This is a genomic window from Oenococcus kitaharae DSM 17330 (assembly GCF_000241055.1).
In the GTDB taxonomy this organism is placed as follows: Bacteria; Bacillota; Bacilli; order Lactobacillales; family Lactobacillaceae; genus Oenococcus; species Oenococcus kitaharae.
In genome coordinates, this window is record NZ_CM001398.1 from 1,253,715 (window position 1) to 1,268,541 (window position 14,827).

General features: G+C 44.3%; 15 protein-coding genes. 11 read left to right on the forward strand and 4 right to left on the reverse strand.

The genetic code is table 11. The features are described from left to right. Positions 1-18: 18 nt before the first annotated feature. Both OKIT_RS06340 and OKIT_RS06345 read right to left on the reverse strand, forming a co-directional pair. On the reverse strand, positions 19-447 hold the full coding sequence (locus tag OKIT_RS06340; protein ID WP_007746259.1) for a universal stress protein: 429 nt from the start codon (positions 445-447) through the stop codon (positions 19-21). Between the two features lies 1 nt (position 448). Continuing rightward, positions 449-1,900, reverse strand: a complete 1,452-nt coding sequence (locus OKIT_RS06345) for an amino acid permease (protein WP_007746260.1) — start codon at positions 1,898-1,900, stop codon at positions 449-451. A 332-nt stretch (positions 1,901-2,232) separates the two neighbouring features. Between OKIT_RS06345 and alaS the strand changes: the two genes are divergently transcribed. The 4 genes from alaS to OKIT_RS06365 are packed head-to-tail and all read left to right on the forward strand — an operon-like array spanning position 2,233 to position 5,931. Next, positions 2,233-4,881, forward strand: coding sequence for an alanine--tRNA ligase (gene alaS / locus OKIT_RS06350; protein ID WP_007746263.1), 2,649 nt, complete (start codon positions 2,233-2,235; stop codon positions 4,879-4,881). 18 nt (positions 4,882-4,899) lie between these two features. After that, positions 4,900-5,181 (forward strand): IreB family regulatory phosphoprotein, encoded by a 282-nt coding sequence (locus OKIT_RS06355; protein ID WP_007746264.1) that lies wholly within the window; start codon positions 4,900-4,902, stop codon positions 5,179-5,181. Next, a complete protein-coding gene (ruvX, locus tag OKIT_RS06360; RefSeq protein WP_007746265.1) occupies positions 5,178-5,612 on the forward strand; it encodes a Holliday junction resolvase RuvX in 435 nt (144 codons plus the stop codon). Before OKIT_RS06355 ends, ruvX begins: the two co-directional genes overlap by 4 nt. Further along, positions 5,605-5,931: a DUF1292 domain-containing protein gene (locus OKIT_RS06365; protein ID WP_007746269.1), complete on the forward strand. Its 327-nt coding sequence runs from the start codon at positions 5,605-5,607 to the stop codon at positions 5,929-5,931. Before ruvX ends, OKIT_RS06365 begins: the two co-directional genes overlap by 8 nt. Before the next feature lie 96 nt (positions 5,932-6,027). Here the strand turns inward: OKIT_RS06365 and OKIT_RS06370 are convergent, their stop codons facing one another. Continuing rightward, complete coding sequence (locus OKIT_RS06370) at positions 6,028-6,510, reverse strand: hypothetical protein (protein ID WP_007746270.1); 483 nt, start codon at positions 6,508-6,510, stop codon at positions 6,028-6,030. Positions 6,511-6,564: 54 nt separating this feature from the next. Between OKIT_RS06370 and OKIT_RS06375 the strand changes: the two genes are divergently transcribed. The 5 genes from OKIT_RS06375 to OKIT_RS06395 all read left to right on the forward strand — a co-directional run bounded on the left by OKIT_RS06375 (position 6,565) and on the right by OKIT_RS06395 (position 12,058). Continuing rightward, the gene (locus OKIT_RS06375) at positions 6,565-7,290 is read left to right on the forward strand and encodes an adaptor protein MecA (RefSeq protein WP_007746271.1); all 726 of its coding nucleotides are present in this window, start codon (positions 6,565-6,567) and stop codon (positions 7,288-7,290) included. A 31-nt stretch (positions 7,291-7,321) separates the two neighbouring features. Further along, positions 7,322-8,410, forward strand: a complete 1,089-nt coding sequence (locus tag OKIT_RS06380; RefSeq protein WP_007746272.1) for a competence protein CoiA — start codon at positions 7,322-7,324, stop codon at positions 8,408-8,410. Positions 8,411-8,435: 25 nt separating this feature from the next. Further along, positions 8,436-10,247, forward strand: a complete 1,812-nt coding sequence (gene pepF / locus OKIT_RS06385; protein ID WP_007746273.1) for an oligoendopeptidase F — start codon at positions 8,436-8,438, stop codon at positions 10,245-10,247. Between the two features lie 117 nt (positions 10,248-10,364). Next, complete coding sequence (locus tag OKIT_RS06390) at positions 10,365-11,162, forward strand: NAD kinase (protein WP_028291737.1); 798 nt, start codon at positions 10,365-10,367, stop codon at positions 11,160-11,162. Beyond that, positions 11,159-12,058 (forward strand): RluA family pseudouridine synthase, encoded by a 900-nt coding sequence (locus tag OKIT_RS06395; protein WP_007746277.1) that lies wholly within the window; start codon positions 11,159-11,161, stop codon positions 12,056-12,058. The genes OKIT_RS06390 and OKIT_RS06395 overlap by 4 nt, the downstream gene beginning before the upstream one ends. Positions 12,059-12,063: 5 nt before the next feature. Here OKIT_RS06395 and OKIT_RS06400 read toward each other — a convergent pair whose 3' ends face one another. After that, positions 12,064-13,080 (reverse strand): lactonase family protein, encoded by a 1,017-nt coding sequence (locus tag OKIT_RS06400; RefSeq protein ID WP_007746278.1) that lies wholly within the window; start codon positions 13,078-13,080, stop codon positions 12,064-12,066. A gap of 55 nt (positions 13,081-13,135) precedes the next feature. Here OKIT_RS06400 and OKIT_RS06405 point away from each other — a divergent pair, with 55 nt between their 5' ends. Beyond that, positions 13,136-14,284: an AI-2E family transporter gene (locus OKIT_RS06405; protein ID WP_007746279.1), complete on the forward strand. Its 1,149-nt coding sequence runs from the start codon at positions 13,136-13,138 to the stop codon at positions 14,282-14,284. Further along, positions 14,281-14,787, forward strand: coding sequence for a tRNA (cytidine(34)-2'-O)-methyltransferase (locus tag OKIT_RS06410; RefSeq protein ID WP_007746281.1), 507 nt, complete (start codon positions 14,281-14,283; stop codon positions 14,785-14,787). Before OKIT_RS06405 ends, OKIT_RS06410 begins: the two co-directional genes overlap by 4 nt. Positions 14,788-14,827: the final 40 nt, after the last annotated feature.

Consider the following 14,827-nt stretch of genomic DNA (forward strand, 5'->3'; position numbering starts at 1 on the left):
AGATGGCTTTTATTTTGCTTATTTAACAACCAAGACATCGCAGCTGGCGTTGCGGATCACATAACTGGTATGCGAACCAACGACAAGCCTTTCAATTGAATTGAGGCCTGTATCGCCAACGACAATCAGATCGATACCGTGCGCTTCAGGATATTCTTTTGCCAGCAGCATTTTGACATTGCCCAACAGCGTTTCGGCTGTGATATCAATATGCTGTTTCTTAGCTTTCTCGACATATGGGCCTAGTTTCTGTTTCACTTGGCCAATACGGTCTTGATAGAAATCTTCGCTAACGCCGAAGGTCGAATCCATGCCGCGGTCGCGATTGACAATCCAGACAGCGCTGAGACTGGCAGATAAGGCTGAGGCCAGTGCACAAGCCGTTTCAAACGCTTTATCAGCTTTCTTTGAACCATCAAGGCCAACCAGAATATGCTTGTAAGTCATATTAATCAGCTCCTTTTTTAGCAGAGGCCGAGCCGTCAGAATTGGACGGATTCAATTTCGAATGGCGCTTAGCATAAGCGAAGTAGATTACCATGCCGATAGCAAACCATACGATGAAGCGAACCCAAGTTTCCCAGTTCAGTCCGGCGATTAAGACCAAGCAGAAGAGAATCGCAATGATCGGTGTCACAGGAACGCCGGGAGCACGGAAGCCGCGATGCAATTCTGGATGACTGTGCCTCATCCAAAGTATACCTGCAGAAACAAGCACGAAAGCTGTCAAAGTACCAATGTTAACCAGTTCGGACAGAATGTTCAAATTGATTAAGCCGCCTGCAATGGCAGTGACGATACCAAAGAACCAAGTCCCTTTGAAGGGTGTTTGATACTTTGGATTAACTGAACCAAAGAATCTCGGGAACAAGCCATCACGAGACATTGAATAAGTAATCCGTGACTGGCCGTAAAGCTGAACGAGAATAACTGTTGTCATACCAAGAATCGCACCAACACTGACGATAATGGACAACCAAGTCTGGCCAGTTGAATGAAGAACGGCAAGAATCGGTGCATCCAAGAAACGAGCGAAGACTGTGTACTTAACAACACCAGTCATAATCAAGGTCATGATAATGTAAAGCACAGTTGAGATTAAAAGCGAACCCAGGATGCCTCTTGGCAAGGTCTTGCTGGGGTTGATCGTTTCCTCGGCACTGGAAGAGACTGAATCAAAACCAATGAAGGAAAAGAAAACAATCGAGGCAGCTGGGATAATGCCAGCTGCACTGCCGCCATGGAACGAATACAAGCCGTAAGGTGAAAATGGTACCCAGTTATGCGGCTTGATGAACCAGATCGTGCAGACAATGAAGAGAATGATAACGGCTAATTTGACGATAACCATCGAGTCGTTGACTCTTTTTGTCTGTGTAATACCAATAGAAATAATCCAAGTAATCAGTAAAACAATTAAAAACGCCGGCAAATTGAAGAATGTTGTCACGCCAGGTGTTGTACCTGCAGCAGCTGTCAGAACCGTCGGAATATGAATTCCGAGATTTTGCAGCAGATTGACAAAGTAACCTGACCACCCGACTGAGACGGTCGCAGCCCCTAGGGCATACTCCAAAATTAAATCCCAGCCAATGATGAAAGCAATAATTTCACCAAAGGCAATGTAGGAATAAGTATAGGCAGATCCTGAGACAGGAGCCATCGAAGCAAATTCCGCGTAACACAAGCCGGCAAACCCACAACAGATTGCGGCGATCAAGAAGGATAGCGACAAGGCCGGCCCGGCGGTCAGCGCTCCTCTACCAGTTAGGACGAAAATTCCGGTACCAATAATGGCACCGATGCCTAGGAAGGTAAGATCCCAGGTTCTCAACGTCCTTTTCAACGGCGACGAGTATTTCAAAATCTCGTTGACGTCTTTTTTTCTAAACACATCCATGTAACTACCACCTTTCTAAAATTTAGTCACCATTCTATCCCTAAATTTTTTTAAAAATGAAAGAGATGTTAGGAAAGCTGACATTTTTTCAAATTAAATTTATCGTTTTCAATTTTTTCCGGCCGTGATATAGTATGTAGGAAAGCGGATATGTTCTGAAGCGGATTTTTAAGAGACAAGCCGGTGCTGCGAGGCTTGAAATCTCAATCTGGATGCTCCCGTTTATTTAAAAAATAGCAGATAGAGACACAACACTGTGTGAAGCCGGGTGGTACCGCGAATTTTCGCCCCGGCATTACGCGGTGTTTTTCTATTTACAGTGATGAGGAAAAATGAAAAAACTTGATTCTGCACAAATTCGTCGAATGTTTCTTGATTTCTTTCAATCAAAAGGGCATAAGATCGAACCCAGTCAATCCTTGATTCCAAAAGACGATCCCAGCCTTCTTTGGATCAATTCCGGTGTGGCGACTTTAAAAAAATATTTCGACGGTTCTGTGGTTCCGGAAAATCCGAGGATCACAAACTCACAAAAATCAATTCGGACTAACGATATTGAAAACGTCGGCCATACGGCGCGTCACCATACTTTCTTTGAAATGATGGGCAATTTTTCAGTTGGCGATTATTTCAAAAAAGAGGCGATTCCTTGGGCTTGGGAGTTGCTGACCAGCCCTGACTGGTTTGCCATCGAACCAGAGAAGCTCTACGTAACTTATTATCCGCGCGACACAGACACCAAAGCATTATGGGAAGCCCAGCCAGGTTTTCTGCCCAATCACACGGTGCCTGAAGAAAGCAACTTTTGGGATATCGGCGAAGGCCCTTCGGGACCAGATACAGAAATCTTCTTTGACCGCGGGCCAAAATTTCAGGACCTGCCCGACGACGATCCTGAAATGTATCCCGGCGGTGAAAACGAACGCTATCTAGAAATTTGGAATATCGTCTTTTCACAATTCAACCATCTGCCAGGCATGACCGATAATTCTCAGTACCCTGAATTACCACACAAAAACATTGATACCGGCATGGGCTTGGAGCGTGTTGTCTCAATTTTTGAAAACGCGCCGACTAATTTTGAGACGGATCTTTTTCTGCCGATTATTCATAAAGTCGAATTGCTTTCTGGCAAAAAATATGGCCAGGACAAGAATCTAGATGTCAGTTTTAAAGTGATTGCCGACCATGTTCGTGCTGTGACTTTTGCTATTTCTGATGGTGCACTGCCGGGTAATGGCGGCCGCGGTTATGTGATTCGCCGTTTGCTTCGCCGAGCTGTCATGCACGGACGCAAATTAGGGATTGAAAAACCGTTTTTGACACAGCTGGTGCCGATTGTCGGGCATATTATGTCTTCATATTATCCGGAAATTTTGGCCAATCAGAATCAGATTATTCCAGTGATTAAAGCCGAAGAAGACCGTTTTGACCAGACATTAACGGCTGGTTTGGCTTTATTGGACCAGGATATTCAGGAAAGCAAAGACAAACATGAAACTGAATTATCTGGCGACAAAGCCTTTAAATTATTCGATACTTACGGTTTTCCTTTGGAATTGACCGAAGAGCAGGCCGCTGATGCCGGATTAAAAGTTGACCGCAAGGGTTTTGAGACCGAGATGAAGGCTCAGCAGGATCGAGCTCGTAAAGCACAGGGCAAGTTGAGGACTTTTGGTGTCCAGGACGCAGCTTTAATGAACCTAAAAGTGCCTTCCGAGTATGTCGGCTGGTCGCAGACTTCAGTTGATGACACAGGAATCAATGCAATCATTGTTGATGACAAGCAAGTAGATCAAGCAAAAGCCGGACAACAAGCAGCATTAGTCTTTGCAAAGACGCCATTTTATGCTGAAATGGGCGGGCAGGTTGCTGATCACGGTACTGTCAAATCGCTTGACGGCCAATTATTGGCCGAAGTATTAGATGTCCAAAATGGCCCAAATAAGCAGCACATTCATACGGTCAAACTTTCAGGGGATGTCGAAGTCGGACAGCACGTGGCTTTGGCCGTCGATATGGCGCGTCATTTAGCCGTTTCAAAGAATCATACGGCGACACATTTATTGGATCAGGCTTTAAGAAATGTGATTGGCGGCAATATTCATCAAGCTGGCTCGCTGGTCGAGACAGACTACCTGCGTTTTGATTTCACCCATCAGGGTGCTGTTTCTCAAAAAACTTTGGATCAGATCGAAGACCAAGTAAATCAGGAGATTGCCTTAGCGTTGCCAATTACTTGGATTGAGACTGATATCGAATCAGCCAAGAAATTAGGTGCAGTCGCTGTTTTCGGTGAAAAATATGGTAAAAAAGTGCGTGTTGTTTCCATCGGGGATTACAACAAAGAGTTTGACGGCGGCACGCATGCTTCAAACACGAGTGAGCTGGGCCTCTTTAAGATTGTCAGCGAGTCAGGAACCGGTGCCGGCACTCGGCGTATCGAAGCCGTGACTGGGCAAGCTGCTTTCCGTCTGTTCAAACAGCATGAAGATGAATTGAAAAAGACAGCTGCACTCTTGGATACTCAGAAAATCACGGATGTTCCGGAAAAAGTTGCTGGATTGATTCAAGAACTAAAAGACAGCAAAAAGTCATTAGAAGCCTTATCGGCCAAAGCTGCCAATCAAGCAGCTGAAAAACTATTTGACTCAAGCCAGACGGTTAACGGCATCAGTTACATCACAGCCCAAATCGATGGCCAGACTGCTGATGGCTTGAGATTGATTGTTGATGACTGGCGAGCTAAAGAAGTTTCCGACTTGATTATTCTCGCCAGCAACAATGCGGGCAGCCCAATTCTTGTTGCTGCATCACGAATTCCAAAGCAGATTAAAGCTGGCGATCTTATCAAAAACCTTGCTGTGAAGATTCAAGGCGGTGGCGGCGGACGACCAGATTTGGCGCAGGCTGGCGGTAAAAATCCAGCCGGCATTAAAGATGCGTTATCCGCAGTTAAGCAATATCTACAAAACCTGTGATAGGGTAGAATATAGTAGATGGCAGAATTTGAAGACACAACAGTATTTGATTTCGGTTCACAGAAGCCGGAAAATGTCCGTTCGATGCTGAAGCTGGTTTACGAGGCGTTGGAGGAAAAAGGGTATAACCCAATCAATCAGATTGTCGGTTATTTGATTTCTGGCGACCCGGCCTACATCCCGCGTCTCAACGATGCCAGGAATCTGATTCGCCGTTTTGAACGCGATGAGATTGTTGAAGAATTGGTCAAAAACTACCTGGCTGAAGATGTTAAAAAGCCGACGGATGAAGACAAATGAGGATTTTAGGCCTGGATGTCGGCTCTCGGACAGTTGGTGTCGCACAATCCGATCCGCTTGGATGGACGGCCAGTTCTGTTGAGATTATTCGAATCAATGAAGATAAGGGTGAATTCGGTTTGGATCGATTGGCCCAGCTGATTGACGAAAAAAAGGCGACTGGTATCGTCATTGGTTTGCCCAAGAATATGAACAACAGCGAAGGGCCTCGCGTGGATGCTTCGCGCAGGTATGGCCGGATGGTCGCCAAACGTTTTGGTCTTCCGATTGACTATGAAGATGAGCGTCTGACCAGCGTCCAAGCCAATCGAATGCTGATTGAGGAAGCCGATTTGTCTCGCGAAAAGCGAAAAAAAGTGATTGACAGTCTGGCGGCTCAGTTGATTCTGCAAAATTATCTAGATAGAAAAGGAAAACTCGTAAATGGCTGACCAAGATAATGACAAATATGTAACTCTGACTGATGATCAGGGCAATGAATCTCTCTATGAGGTACTGTTTACTTTTCATTCTGACGAGTACAACAAAGACTACATCCTCTTTACGCCGGCTGGTGCCGATGAGATTGCGATTGAAAATCCCGATCAAGAAGTAGAGATTCAGGCCTTTAGTTTCGACCCGCAGGCTGGAGATTCCGAGACTGATTCTGATCTGTTCCCAATCGAGGACGAAGATGAATGGAACATGGTTGCTGAAGTTCTGAATACTTTCGTTGCAGATGATTCATTAAAGACTGAAGACGACGAATAAAAAAACAGCCTCAAAAGCATAAACGAACTTCCTGTCTGGGTCATCCCTGACAGTGAAGCTCGTTTTTTTGAGGCTGTTTAGAAAATATTAGAACAATTAGTCTTGGTCAAAACCATCCGCGTAAAGGACGTTAAAGCTGGAATAGAAATCAGCGGAAATGCCTTGTATGATCTTCGAGTGGGAAAAATGTTCGTAGGCTGCTGCATCGTCCAATTGAACCAGGAGAACATTTCTGTGCAGATATTTGTGTTCTTTGGCCCAGATAGCACTTCCGTGAGCGCCCAGACGTTTTAATTCATCTCGGTGGATTTCAAGTGTTTTCTTTGCGATTTCGGCCTGTTTGTCTTCTCCAATAAAATAGAAAAGTCCAATCAATTCTGGCCCCTTAATCCGCTTGGCATATTCTTGTTCAATATCCAGTTCGATCGGGTTGGCATTGGGAGCTAAAATTTCCCGAGAAATAATGCCAAACTGTGATTGACCCGGTTTGGAGATGAATTGGATATCTGAAACATTCGTCCGATCTGCTAATCCGAGCAGATAATCTTTACTTCCGAAGGTTAAATATAGTTTATCCATAACTAAATTTTAACGCTATAATAAGCAACTAAACGAATTGGTATAATAGAGATGATGAAATTAGAAAAAATTGATGCGAATACTCTGCATATCATGTTGACCAAGGCTGATCTAGATGATCGCCATGTCTCGATGATGGATTTGATGTCCGACCGTAATCAAGTCGAAAGTTTTTTCTATGCAATTTTAGACGAGGCGGATGCAGACCATTCCTTTAGCAATGATGACCAGGTGACCTTTCAGATTTTGCCGACGGGCAAGCACGGTGTTGAGTTGTTTATCTCGAAAATTGTTGACGATCCGAATATTTCAATCGACGAGAGCGGCAATACGGTATTTGCGTTAAAAGACGAGCAGGTAGATCCGGCAGTTTCCAAGCTGCTTTCGGGTTACGACCGTTCATCAGCGGGGCAGAGGAAGACGATCAAACAAAAGACTTCAAATTCATCAGTAATGAAGAAAACAGATAGCACACCAAGTACGATCCTGGACAGCTGGTATCTGCTGGCAGACTTTGATGAGTTTTTGAGTGTTGCTCGCCAAATTGATGCCAGACAGGTTGTCTCTGATCTGTACGAGATTCAAGCACCAAATGTTGATTCACAGACACATCGTGCCTTTCTGCTTCACCTGTTTTCACGGACGAAAAAAGCACCTGCCATCCAGCTTTTGATGACAGATTTCGGTGTTCGCCTTGATGGCGGCAAGATTCAAGCAGCCGATTTGACCAAACCCATTTTCACGAATCTCGCTTTGGAACTTTCAAAACATATTTTTTGATTTTCAGCTGCTGATATCGTAATAATAATCAGTGCTGATTGCGAAGAATCAATCTGGTGAGTTGATTGAGGCTGACTATGCTATTGCTGGTCAGCTTTTTTCCTGTCCTGGATGCCAGCGGTCATTATGCCTAAAAAAAGGGCAGATCAAAATGCCGCATTTTGCCCATCAGTCTGGGACGGCTTGCGGTTATTTTTCGGAAAACGAAAGTCAGCTGCATCTAGAGGCTAAAAAGTGTTTGAATCGGATCTTAACCCAAGCAGGCTATCAAACTCAGCTAGAAAAAGTGTTTCCAGAAATTAAACAACGAGCTGATCTTTGGATCCAAGATGCTCATGGCCGACAGCTGGCAATTGAATTTCAGCAAAGCCCGATCAGCGTTGACAAATTAAGACAGCGTACGGCAGGCTATCTGCAACTGGAAATACCTGTGATTTGGATTCTAGGGCCGAATTATTTTCGTCAACGCTGGCAAGAAAGGACGATCTTTAAATTCGCCGACGCCAATGACATGATATTCACTTGGGCGCCGTTATTGGATCAATTGACCGTTTACAGTGGTTTTCAAAAAAATGATTTATCAGTCTTAAAAATGCAGCAGCATCAATACTCTCCGGCGACTTTTTTTGATATTTTTTTGAACGGCCGGCATCGAACAGAAAGACGCACCCAGCCGATTTTGTCAAAGAGCAATTTACGTCGAGATCTGCAACAGATGCAGCAGCAGTTAACACTGAAACGATTTTCCTCTGAAATAACCCGTCTTGTCTATGAACGAAAACACACAAGTCCAGTCAGTGCGCCATGGCTGGTTCACGGCGGCAATCAGGCCGGATTAAAAGTCAGCAATTGGCACTGGCGGCTAGCGATGCTTTTGGCTTTAGAGACTGGTTGCGGGCTTGGCCGTCTTTCTCGCAATGCATTTATTAAAGAATTTTCATCCGAGACCTATTTTTATGAGCGCAGTTGCGAAAGCCGTTTTTCTCAGCAGGCAGTTGTTAATTTTTTACGAGAATTGTCGGCAGCGGGCTATATTTATCTGAAAAACGCCTATATTTTAGTGCGGTCGCTTCCGCCATGGCCTGACAATTATCAACAGAAATTGGCACTTTTGCGGTAGAATAGTTTCAATTAATGGAGGTTTTATGACAGAGAGTAAAAAACAGATCACTCGTGCTGAGGTGGAAAAAAATCCTTCTCAGACTTGGGATCTGAGCCAGATTTTCAAAACAGATGATGATTGGGAAGCAGCTTTTAAGCTTTCTGAAGAAAAAGCACAAGCAGTCGCAAAATTGTCCGATACAGTCAAAGACGCGGGCAGCCTACTGACTGCAGTCAAAGCTGTTCTGGATTTATTCCGTTTAGTAGAAAAAGTCTATGTCTATGCTTCGATGAAATCCGATCAGGACACCAGCAATAATAAATACGCTGCCTTTGATGCACGTGTTGCGGGTTTGGCAGCTAAATCCGACTCGGCCAGCTCGTTTCTGACCCCGGCGATCATCGCCTTTTCGCCTGAGCAACTGGCATCTTTCTACAAAGATGCACCAGAATTAGAAGATTATCATCATTTGATTGATACTTTCGCAAAAAAGCGTGATCACACGCTGCCGCCAGCTGAAGAAAAGCTCTTGGCCAGCGCAGGGGATGTTTTCTCTTCAAGTTCCCAAACATTTAGTACATTGAATGATTCTGATTTGAAATACGGCGATGTCGTTGACGAAAATGGCGATACCGTTCAACTGACACAGGGCCTTTATTCAACCATGCTGGAATCCAGTGACCGCAAGATTCGCCAGACTGCCTTTACGACTCTGTACGCCGCTTACGGCACTTACAAAAATACCTTTGCTTCAACGCTTTATGGGCAGATGAAAGCCGATAATTTCCTTGCCAGTGCCCATCATTTCAAGAGTGCACGCGAAGCTGCCACCTTTAGAAGCGATATTCCAGAAACTGTTTTTGAAAGCCTGGTTGCTTCGACTGATGCCCACTTGGCCTTGCTGCACCGCTATGTAGCACTGCGCAAAAAATTATTAGGCGTTTCCGAATTGCATACCTATGACCTCTATACACCAATTACAGGTGATGTTGATTTTCCGGTTGATTTTGAAGGTGCCAAGGCGATTGCGTTAGAAGCTCTTAAGCCATTGGGCGACAAATATCTGGCTGGTTTGCAGCGCGAATTCGACGAACGCTGGATTGATGTGCCAGAAAATGCTGGTAAACGGTCAGGTGCCTATTCGGGCGGTGCTTATGACACAAATCCCTATGTACTGCTGAATTGGCAAGATACTTTAGACAATATCTTTACTTTGGTTCATGAATCCGGCCATTCGCAGCATTCGTTACTGACTCGCAGCAATCAGCCATACCAGTATGGTGACTATCCAATCTTTTTGGCTGAGATTGCTTCAACGACTAACGAAATGCTGTTGACTGATTATCTGCTGAAGACGCAGACAGATCCGAAGATCAAAGCTTATGTTTTGAATCATTATCTGGACGGTTTTAAAGGAACAGTCTTCCGTCAGACGCAGTTTGCTGAATTTGAGGATTGGATGCATAAACAGGCTCAGGCCGGTGTGGCTTTGACTGCTGATGCCTTGTCTAAGTTCTATGGTGATTTGAACAAAAAGTTCTATGGTGATGCGCTCACTTTTGATCCGCAGATCGCTTTGGAATGGGCACGAATTCCGCATTTCTACTATGACTACTATGTTTATCAATACGCGACTGGTGAATCGGCCGCTACGACGCTTTCACAGGGAATTATCGATGATCCGGAGAAAAATGTTCCGCTTTACTTGGGCTATCTGTCAGCCGGGTCTTCAGATTATCCTTTGAATGTGATTAAAAAGGCCGGTGTTGACATGGAGAAAACTGATTATCTGGACAAGGCCTTTGCCGTCTTTGAGAATCGTTTGGATGAATTTGAAAAACTCATGTCCAAGTAACAATATCGCATCAAAAACGGCCATCAGGCTTTTTTTTATTTGCTGATTAATCATGATTTTTCTGGAAAAAACGCGGCAGGGATTAATAATGACTGCTTTTCCGCTAGAATGGAAGATATGAAAGTTTGCCTGTTTCCTAATGATCAGCCGCAGTCCTTGGCAGTGGCTGACGTATTAAAAAATAAATTAGAAGCAGCCGGCCAGGAAGTCTCCAGTCGACAGCCGGATTTGGTGGTTTCAATCGGTGGAGACGGGACTTTTTTGTCAGCGGTTCATCAATTTTCCAATCAATTAGCCAACATTCGTTTTGTTGGCGTACATACGGGGCATTTAGGCTTTTATTCGGACTGGCTTGTAGATGAGCTTGATGACCTGGTTGATAAAATTGCTCATGATCACGGGCAATTGAACGAATACCCGTTAATGGAAGGTGAAGTTTTTTACGCTGATGGTCAGGTGGCCGAGATATTAGCAGTCAACGAAATCATTTTGAACAGAATTACCAATTCATTGGCGATTGATGTTTATATCAATGATGTGCTGTTTGAAAAGTTTCGCGGGGATGGCCTGGCTGTTTCCACGCCGGCTGGTTCTTCAGGCTATAACAAATCCTTGGGCGGTGCTTTGATTGATCCGGATTTTGCAGCCCTGCAGATGACTGAGATTGCCTCGATCAATAACCGCGTTTACCGGACTCTTGGTTCGCCGATTATTGTGTCGGCCGATACACGCATTCGTGTTGTCTTGGAAGTGGGGAATTCGACAATTAATTACGATAGTTTCCAATTGCCGCAGGTCGCCTACAGACAGATTTTATTCAAAATTTCCAAAGAACCATTAAAAATGGCCAATTACAAACAGATTAGTTTTTGGCAGCGTGTCAAAAATTCATTTATCGGAGACGGTCATCAATGAAGTTTTCCTGGGTTTCTGATTTAGACGACATGCAAAAAGTTCGCCTCTTTTTAAAAGCGCGCGGCGTTTCGCATCGAATGTTCTCACAGTTAAAACATTTCGGCGGCAAAATCGTTGTTGATGATCATGAGGTCTTCACAAATGATTATGTCAAACCAGGCCAGCAGATCAGCATCTTCATGCCGGCTGAGAAGGAAAACGGCCAACTGACCGCTGATTTTAAAGATCCGCTTGATGTCGTTTTTGAGGACGACAATTTTTTGCTTATCAATAAAGCACCTTTCGTGACGACCGTTCCTGGCCATGCTGACCGGCAAACAACTCTTGTCAATATGGTCAAAGCTCATTTGATTACTGAAGAAGCCGAAAGCCTTGTGCCGCATGTTGTCACGCGTTTGGATCGTGATACAAGCGGACTGGTCTTGCTTGCGAAACATAAATTTGCCCACGCGTTGCTAAATGACGCACTCATGGACCATCACGACATCGAGAAATTTTATCAAGCCTTTGCAGTTGGCGAATTTCCTGAGGATCATGGCATCATCGACCAGCCGATCGGACGCGTTGAAGGCGACTTTATCAGGCGCCAGGTGCGGCCGGATGGTAAAGAGTCATTGACCGAATATTGGGTGGAAAAACGTTATGACAACTTTACCCAGCTAAAAGTACAGCTGCATACAGGCAGGACTCACCAAATTCGTGTTCATCTGGCCTGGGCTGGCCATCCTTTAGTGGGTGACGACTTGTATAAGGGCCCAAAATCATCTTTTATTTTTCGCCAGGCCCTGCATGCTTCGGATTTAACTTTTTTCGATCCTTTTGCAAACAAAAACCAGCATTTTCATGCTGGCCTGCCAGAAGATATTCAGCGTTTGATTGACGCTGGACATTACTAATTTGATTACGCTTGGAAGTAGACGCGAACGGCTTCGGGCACGTAAAAGTCTTTTTGAATCAATGTTAATTCGCCGCTAGTCTTGTCAATGGCATAACTAGAGGCGTTATTTGTATTTTGGTTAACGGCAACTAGATAACGGCCGTCCGGTGTGATATTGAAGTCACGCGGAAAATCACCCTCAGTCGGGATCTGCTGGATGAGTTTGACATCATTTTCATCGTCTGCAATTTTGAAAACAGCGATTGAATTATAACCGCGATTTGTCGTGTAGATATACTTATAATCGTCGGATAGGCGGATCGCTGCTGCACCGTTATGTTTTGTCCAGTCAGCCGGAATGGTTGAAATTGTTGAGATTAACTTGAACTTGCCCTCCTGATATTTCAAAAGGGAAAGCTTTGAAGAAAGTTCGCCTAATAGAAAGGCACGTTTGCCGTCTTCACTAAAACGAATATGGCGGGGGCCAAAGCCGGCTTCTGTCTGAAAGCGGATCGGCTCTGATAATTTGCCATCCTGAGAAATTTCAAAAGTCAGAACTTCATCTGTTCCTAAATCAACTGCGACCAGACGGTTATCCGGCGTCAGATTCGTGAAATGGATATGAGCTGAATCCTGTTCAGCCCTTGGTCCTTTGCCTTCATTTTGAAATTCGTCTGTCTTGACCAATTTTTGGCCGTCAATCTTGAAAATTGTGATCAAGCCGGTATGATAATTGCCTGTAAACACCAGCTGTCGGCCTTCATCAACAAAAACATATGCTGGTGAAGCACCATCGCTAATCTGCTCGTCAGTCTTGGTAAAAGGCATCGTCGATGTGTCCCAGACGGAGACACCGCCGCGGCCCCCTTGTTTGTCTACGGCATAGAGCAAGCCTGCGTTTGAAAGTGCAAAATAGGTCGGAGATCCGATCTGTGCGACGTTTTCCAGGTTATTAAGTTTTCCATCATCTGATAGGAAGGCTTCGTATAGACCCTTGGAATCAGACTTCGTATAAGTTCCAAATAACAATTTGTAGCTCATTATTTTTCCTTTCGTGTTACATTACTATTATCATTCATGATAGAGTAAAAGGGAAATGCGATTGAATAAAAATGATAGCACCGAACAAAAAAGCTGGTTTTATCGTTGGGTGGTCAATAACCGCTTAGTAGCGGCACTTTTAGTGGTTATTGTGCTTCTCACAGCCATCTACATGATGCGCCGAGTCAATTTTATTTTTGAACCAATTTCTGCACTTTTTGCAGCAGTTGGGGCTCCGATGATCACGGCTGGTGTTTTTTACTATTTGCTAATCCCAATTGTGAATTGGGCCAATCGAAAATTCCGCTTATCCAAACAGACCATTGTTCTGATTATTTTTCTGATTGTGTTTGCCGTTCTGATACTTGGCGTCATATTCATCGCACCGATTATTCGGACTAATTTTGTTCAATTTGCCAAACATTGGCCTGATTACTATAAACACTGGTCCCGCCAACTATTGGTCTGGCTGGACTATCCAGCACTGAACCCAATTAAGAACTGGGCATTGGATGCCAACAATAATTTGAATAAGACGATTATTGATTGGTCTCGGAGTTATTTGTCCAACGGCATTGCCGGTGTCGGTTGGATTACGCACTTTTTGACGATGACGGCTATCACGCTAGTTACTTTTCCTTTTATGCTGTATTACATGCTGAAAGAGAGTGATAAGTTTCCAAAATATATTTCTCAGTTTTTTCCTGAAAAAACACGTCCAAGCCTCATGGAAGTCTTATATGAAATTAACAAACAGATTTCTGATTATTTAAGAGGCCAGATCTTGACTGCACTGGCAGTATCAATTATGTTCATGATCGGCTTTTCAGTCATTGGCCTGCCTTATGGTATTTGGATCGGTTTGCTAGCCGGGCCTCTGAACCTCATCCCGTACCTAGGTTCTTTTCTCGCTATGGTGCCAGCCATCATCATTGCGCTGCTCGGAAGTACGAATCTCTTATTGGCTGTCTTGATCGTGTTCGCTATCGAACAGACTTTAGAATCGCGTTTGATTCATCCAAAAATCATGGGTGCTTCGATGCATATTCATCCGGTGACGATTTTGGTTATTTTATTGGGAGCCGGCGAAATGTTCGGTCTGCTTGGCGTAGCTTTTGGCATTCCGGCTTATGCCGTGCTGAAGGTTTTGATTAGCCGTATTTATCTATGGTGGCGCCAAAATTCGGAGCTGTTTAAGTCATGAACCATATCGTTTTATTCGAGCCGTCTATGCCGGCCAATACTGGGAATATTGCCCGTACAGCGACGGCCATTAATGCACGGCTGCACCTGATCAAGCCTTTAGGCTTTGATTTGGACGACAAGAAAGTGGTTCGAGCAGGTTTAGATTACTGGAAAAATGTTGATATTACTCTGCACGAAAATTTACCTGCTTTTTTATCGACTATCAATAATGCCCAGCTCTTTCTCGTATCCAAGTATGCCGAAAAGTCCTACGATCAGATAGATTATTCGGACAGCAGCCAAGACCGTTATTTTTTATTTGGCAATGAGGCTTATGGCCTGCCGGAGATATTTATGCGCAGGAATCCGGAAAAGGCAATTCGTATCCCGCAAAATGATCAGCATGTGCGATCTTTGAACCTCAGTAATTCTGTGGCAATTGTCTTATATGAGGTCTTGCGCCAACAGAATTTCATCGGTTTGGAACGTGAACATCTTTATGAACAGGACAAGTTAAAGTAAACCTTAAGGCATTTTTAACTGAACCTGTTTTTTTATAGAC

Bases quoted from the DNA above. Each gene is read 5' to 3' on its own strand.
- OKIT_RS06370 (WP_007746270.1), bottom strand. From the start codon at position 6,510: ATGGATAAACTATATTTAACCTTCGGAAGTAAAGATTATCTGCTCGGA.
- alaS (WP_007746263.1), top strand. From the start codon at position 2,233: ATGAAAAAACTTGATTCTGCACAAATTCGTCGAATGTTTCTTGATTTC.
- OKIT_RS06390 (WP_028291737.1), top strand. From the start codon at position 10,365: ATGAAAGTTTGCCTGTTTCCTAATGATCAGCCGCAGTCCTTGGCAGTG.
- ruvX (WP_007746265.1), top strand. From the start codon at position 5,178: ATGAGGATTTTAGGCCTGGATGTCGGCTCTCGGACAGTTGGTGTCGCA.
- OKIT_RS06400 (WP_007746278.1), bottom strand. From the start codon at position 13,080: ATGAGCTACAAATTGTTATTTGGAACTTATACGAAGTCTGATTCCAAG.
- OKIT_RS06355 (WP_007746264.1), top strand. From the start codon at position 4,900: ATGGCAGAATTTGAAGACACAACAGTATTTGATTTCGGTTCACAGAAG.
- OKIT_RS06395 (WP_007746277.1), top strand. From the start codon at position 11,159: ATGAAGTTTTCCTGGGTTTCTGATTTAGACGACATGCAAAAAGTTCGC.
- OKIT_RS06410 (WP_007746281.1), top strand. From the start codon at position 14,281: ATGAACCATATCGTTTTATTCGAGCCGTCTATGCCGGCCAATACTGGG.
- OKIT_RS06405 (WP_007746279.1), top strand. From the start codon at position 13,136: ATGCGATTGAATAAAAATGATAGCACCGAACAAAAAAGCTGGTTTTAT.
- OKIT_RS06375 (WP_007746271.1), top strand. From the start codon at position 6,565: ATGAAATTAGAAAAAATTGATGCGAATACTCTGCATATCATGTTGACC.
- OKIT_RS06345 (WP_007746260.1), bottom strand. From the start codon at position 1,900: ATGGATGTGTTTAGAAAAAAAGACGTCAACGAGATTTTGAAATACTCG.
- pepF (WP_007746273.1), top strand. From the start codon at position 8,436: ATGACAGAGAGTAAAAAACAGATCACTCGTGCTGAGGTGGAAAAAAAT.
- OKIT_RS06365 (WP_007746269.1), top strand. From the start codon at position 5,605: ATGGCTGACCAAGATAATGACAAATATGTAACTCTGACTGATGATCAG.
- OKIT_RS06340 (WP_007746259.1), bottom strand. From the start codon at position 447: ATGACTTACAAGCATATTCTGGTTGGCCTTGATGGTTCAAAGAAAGCT.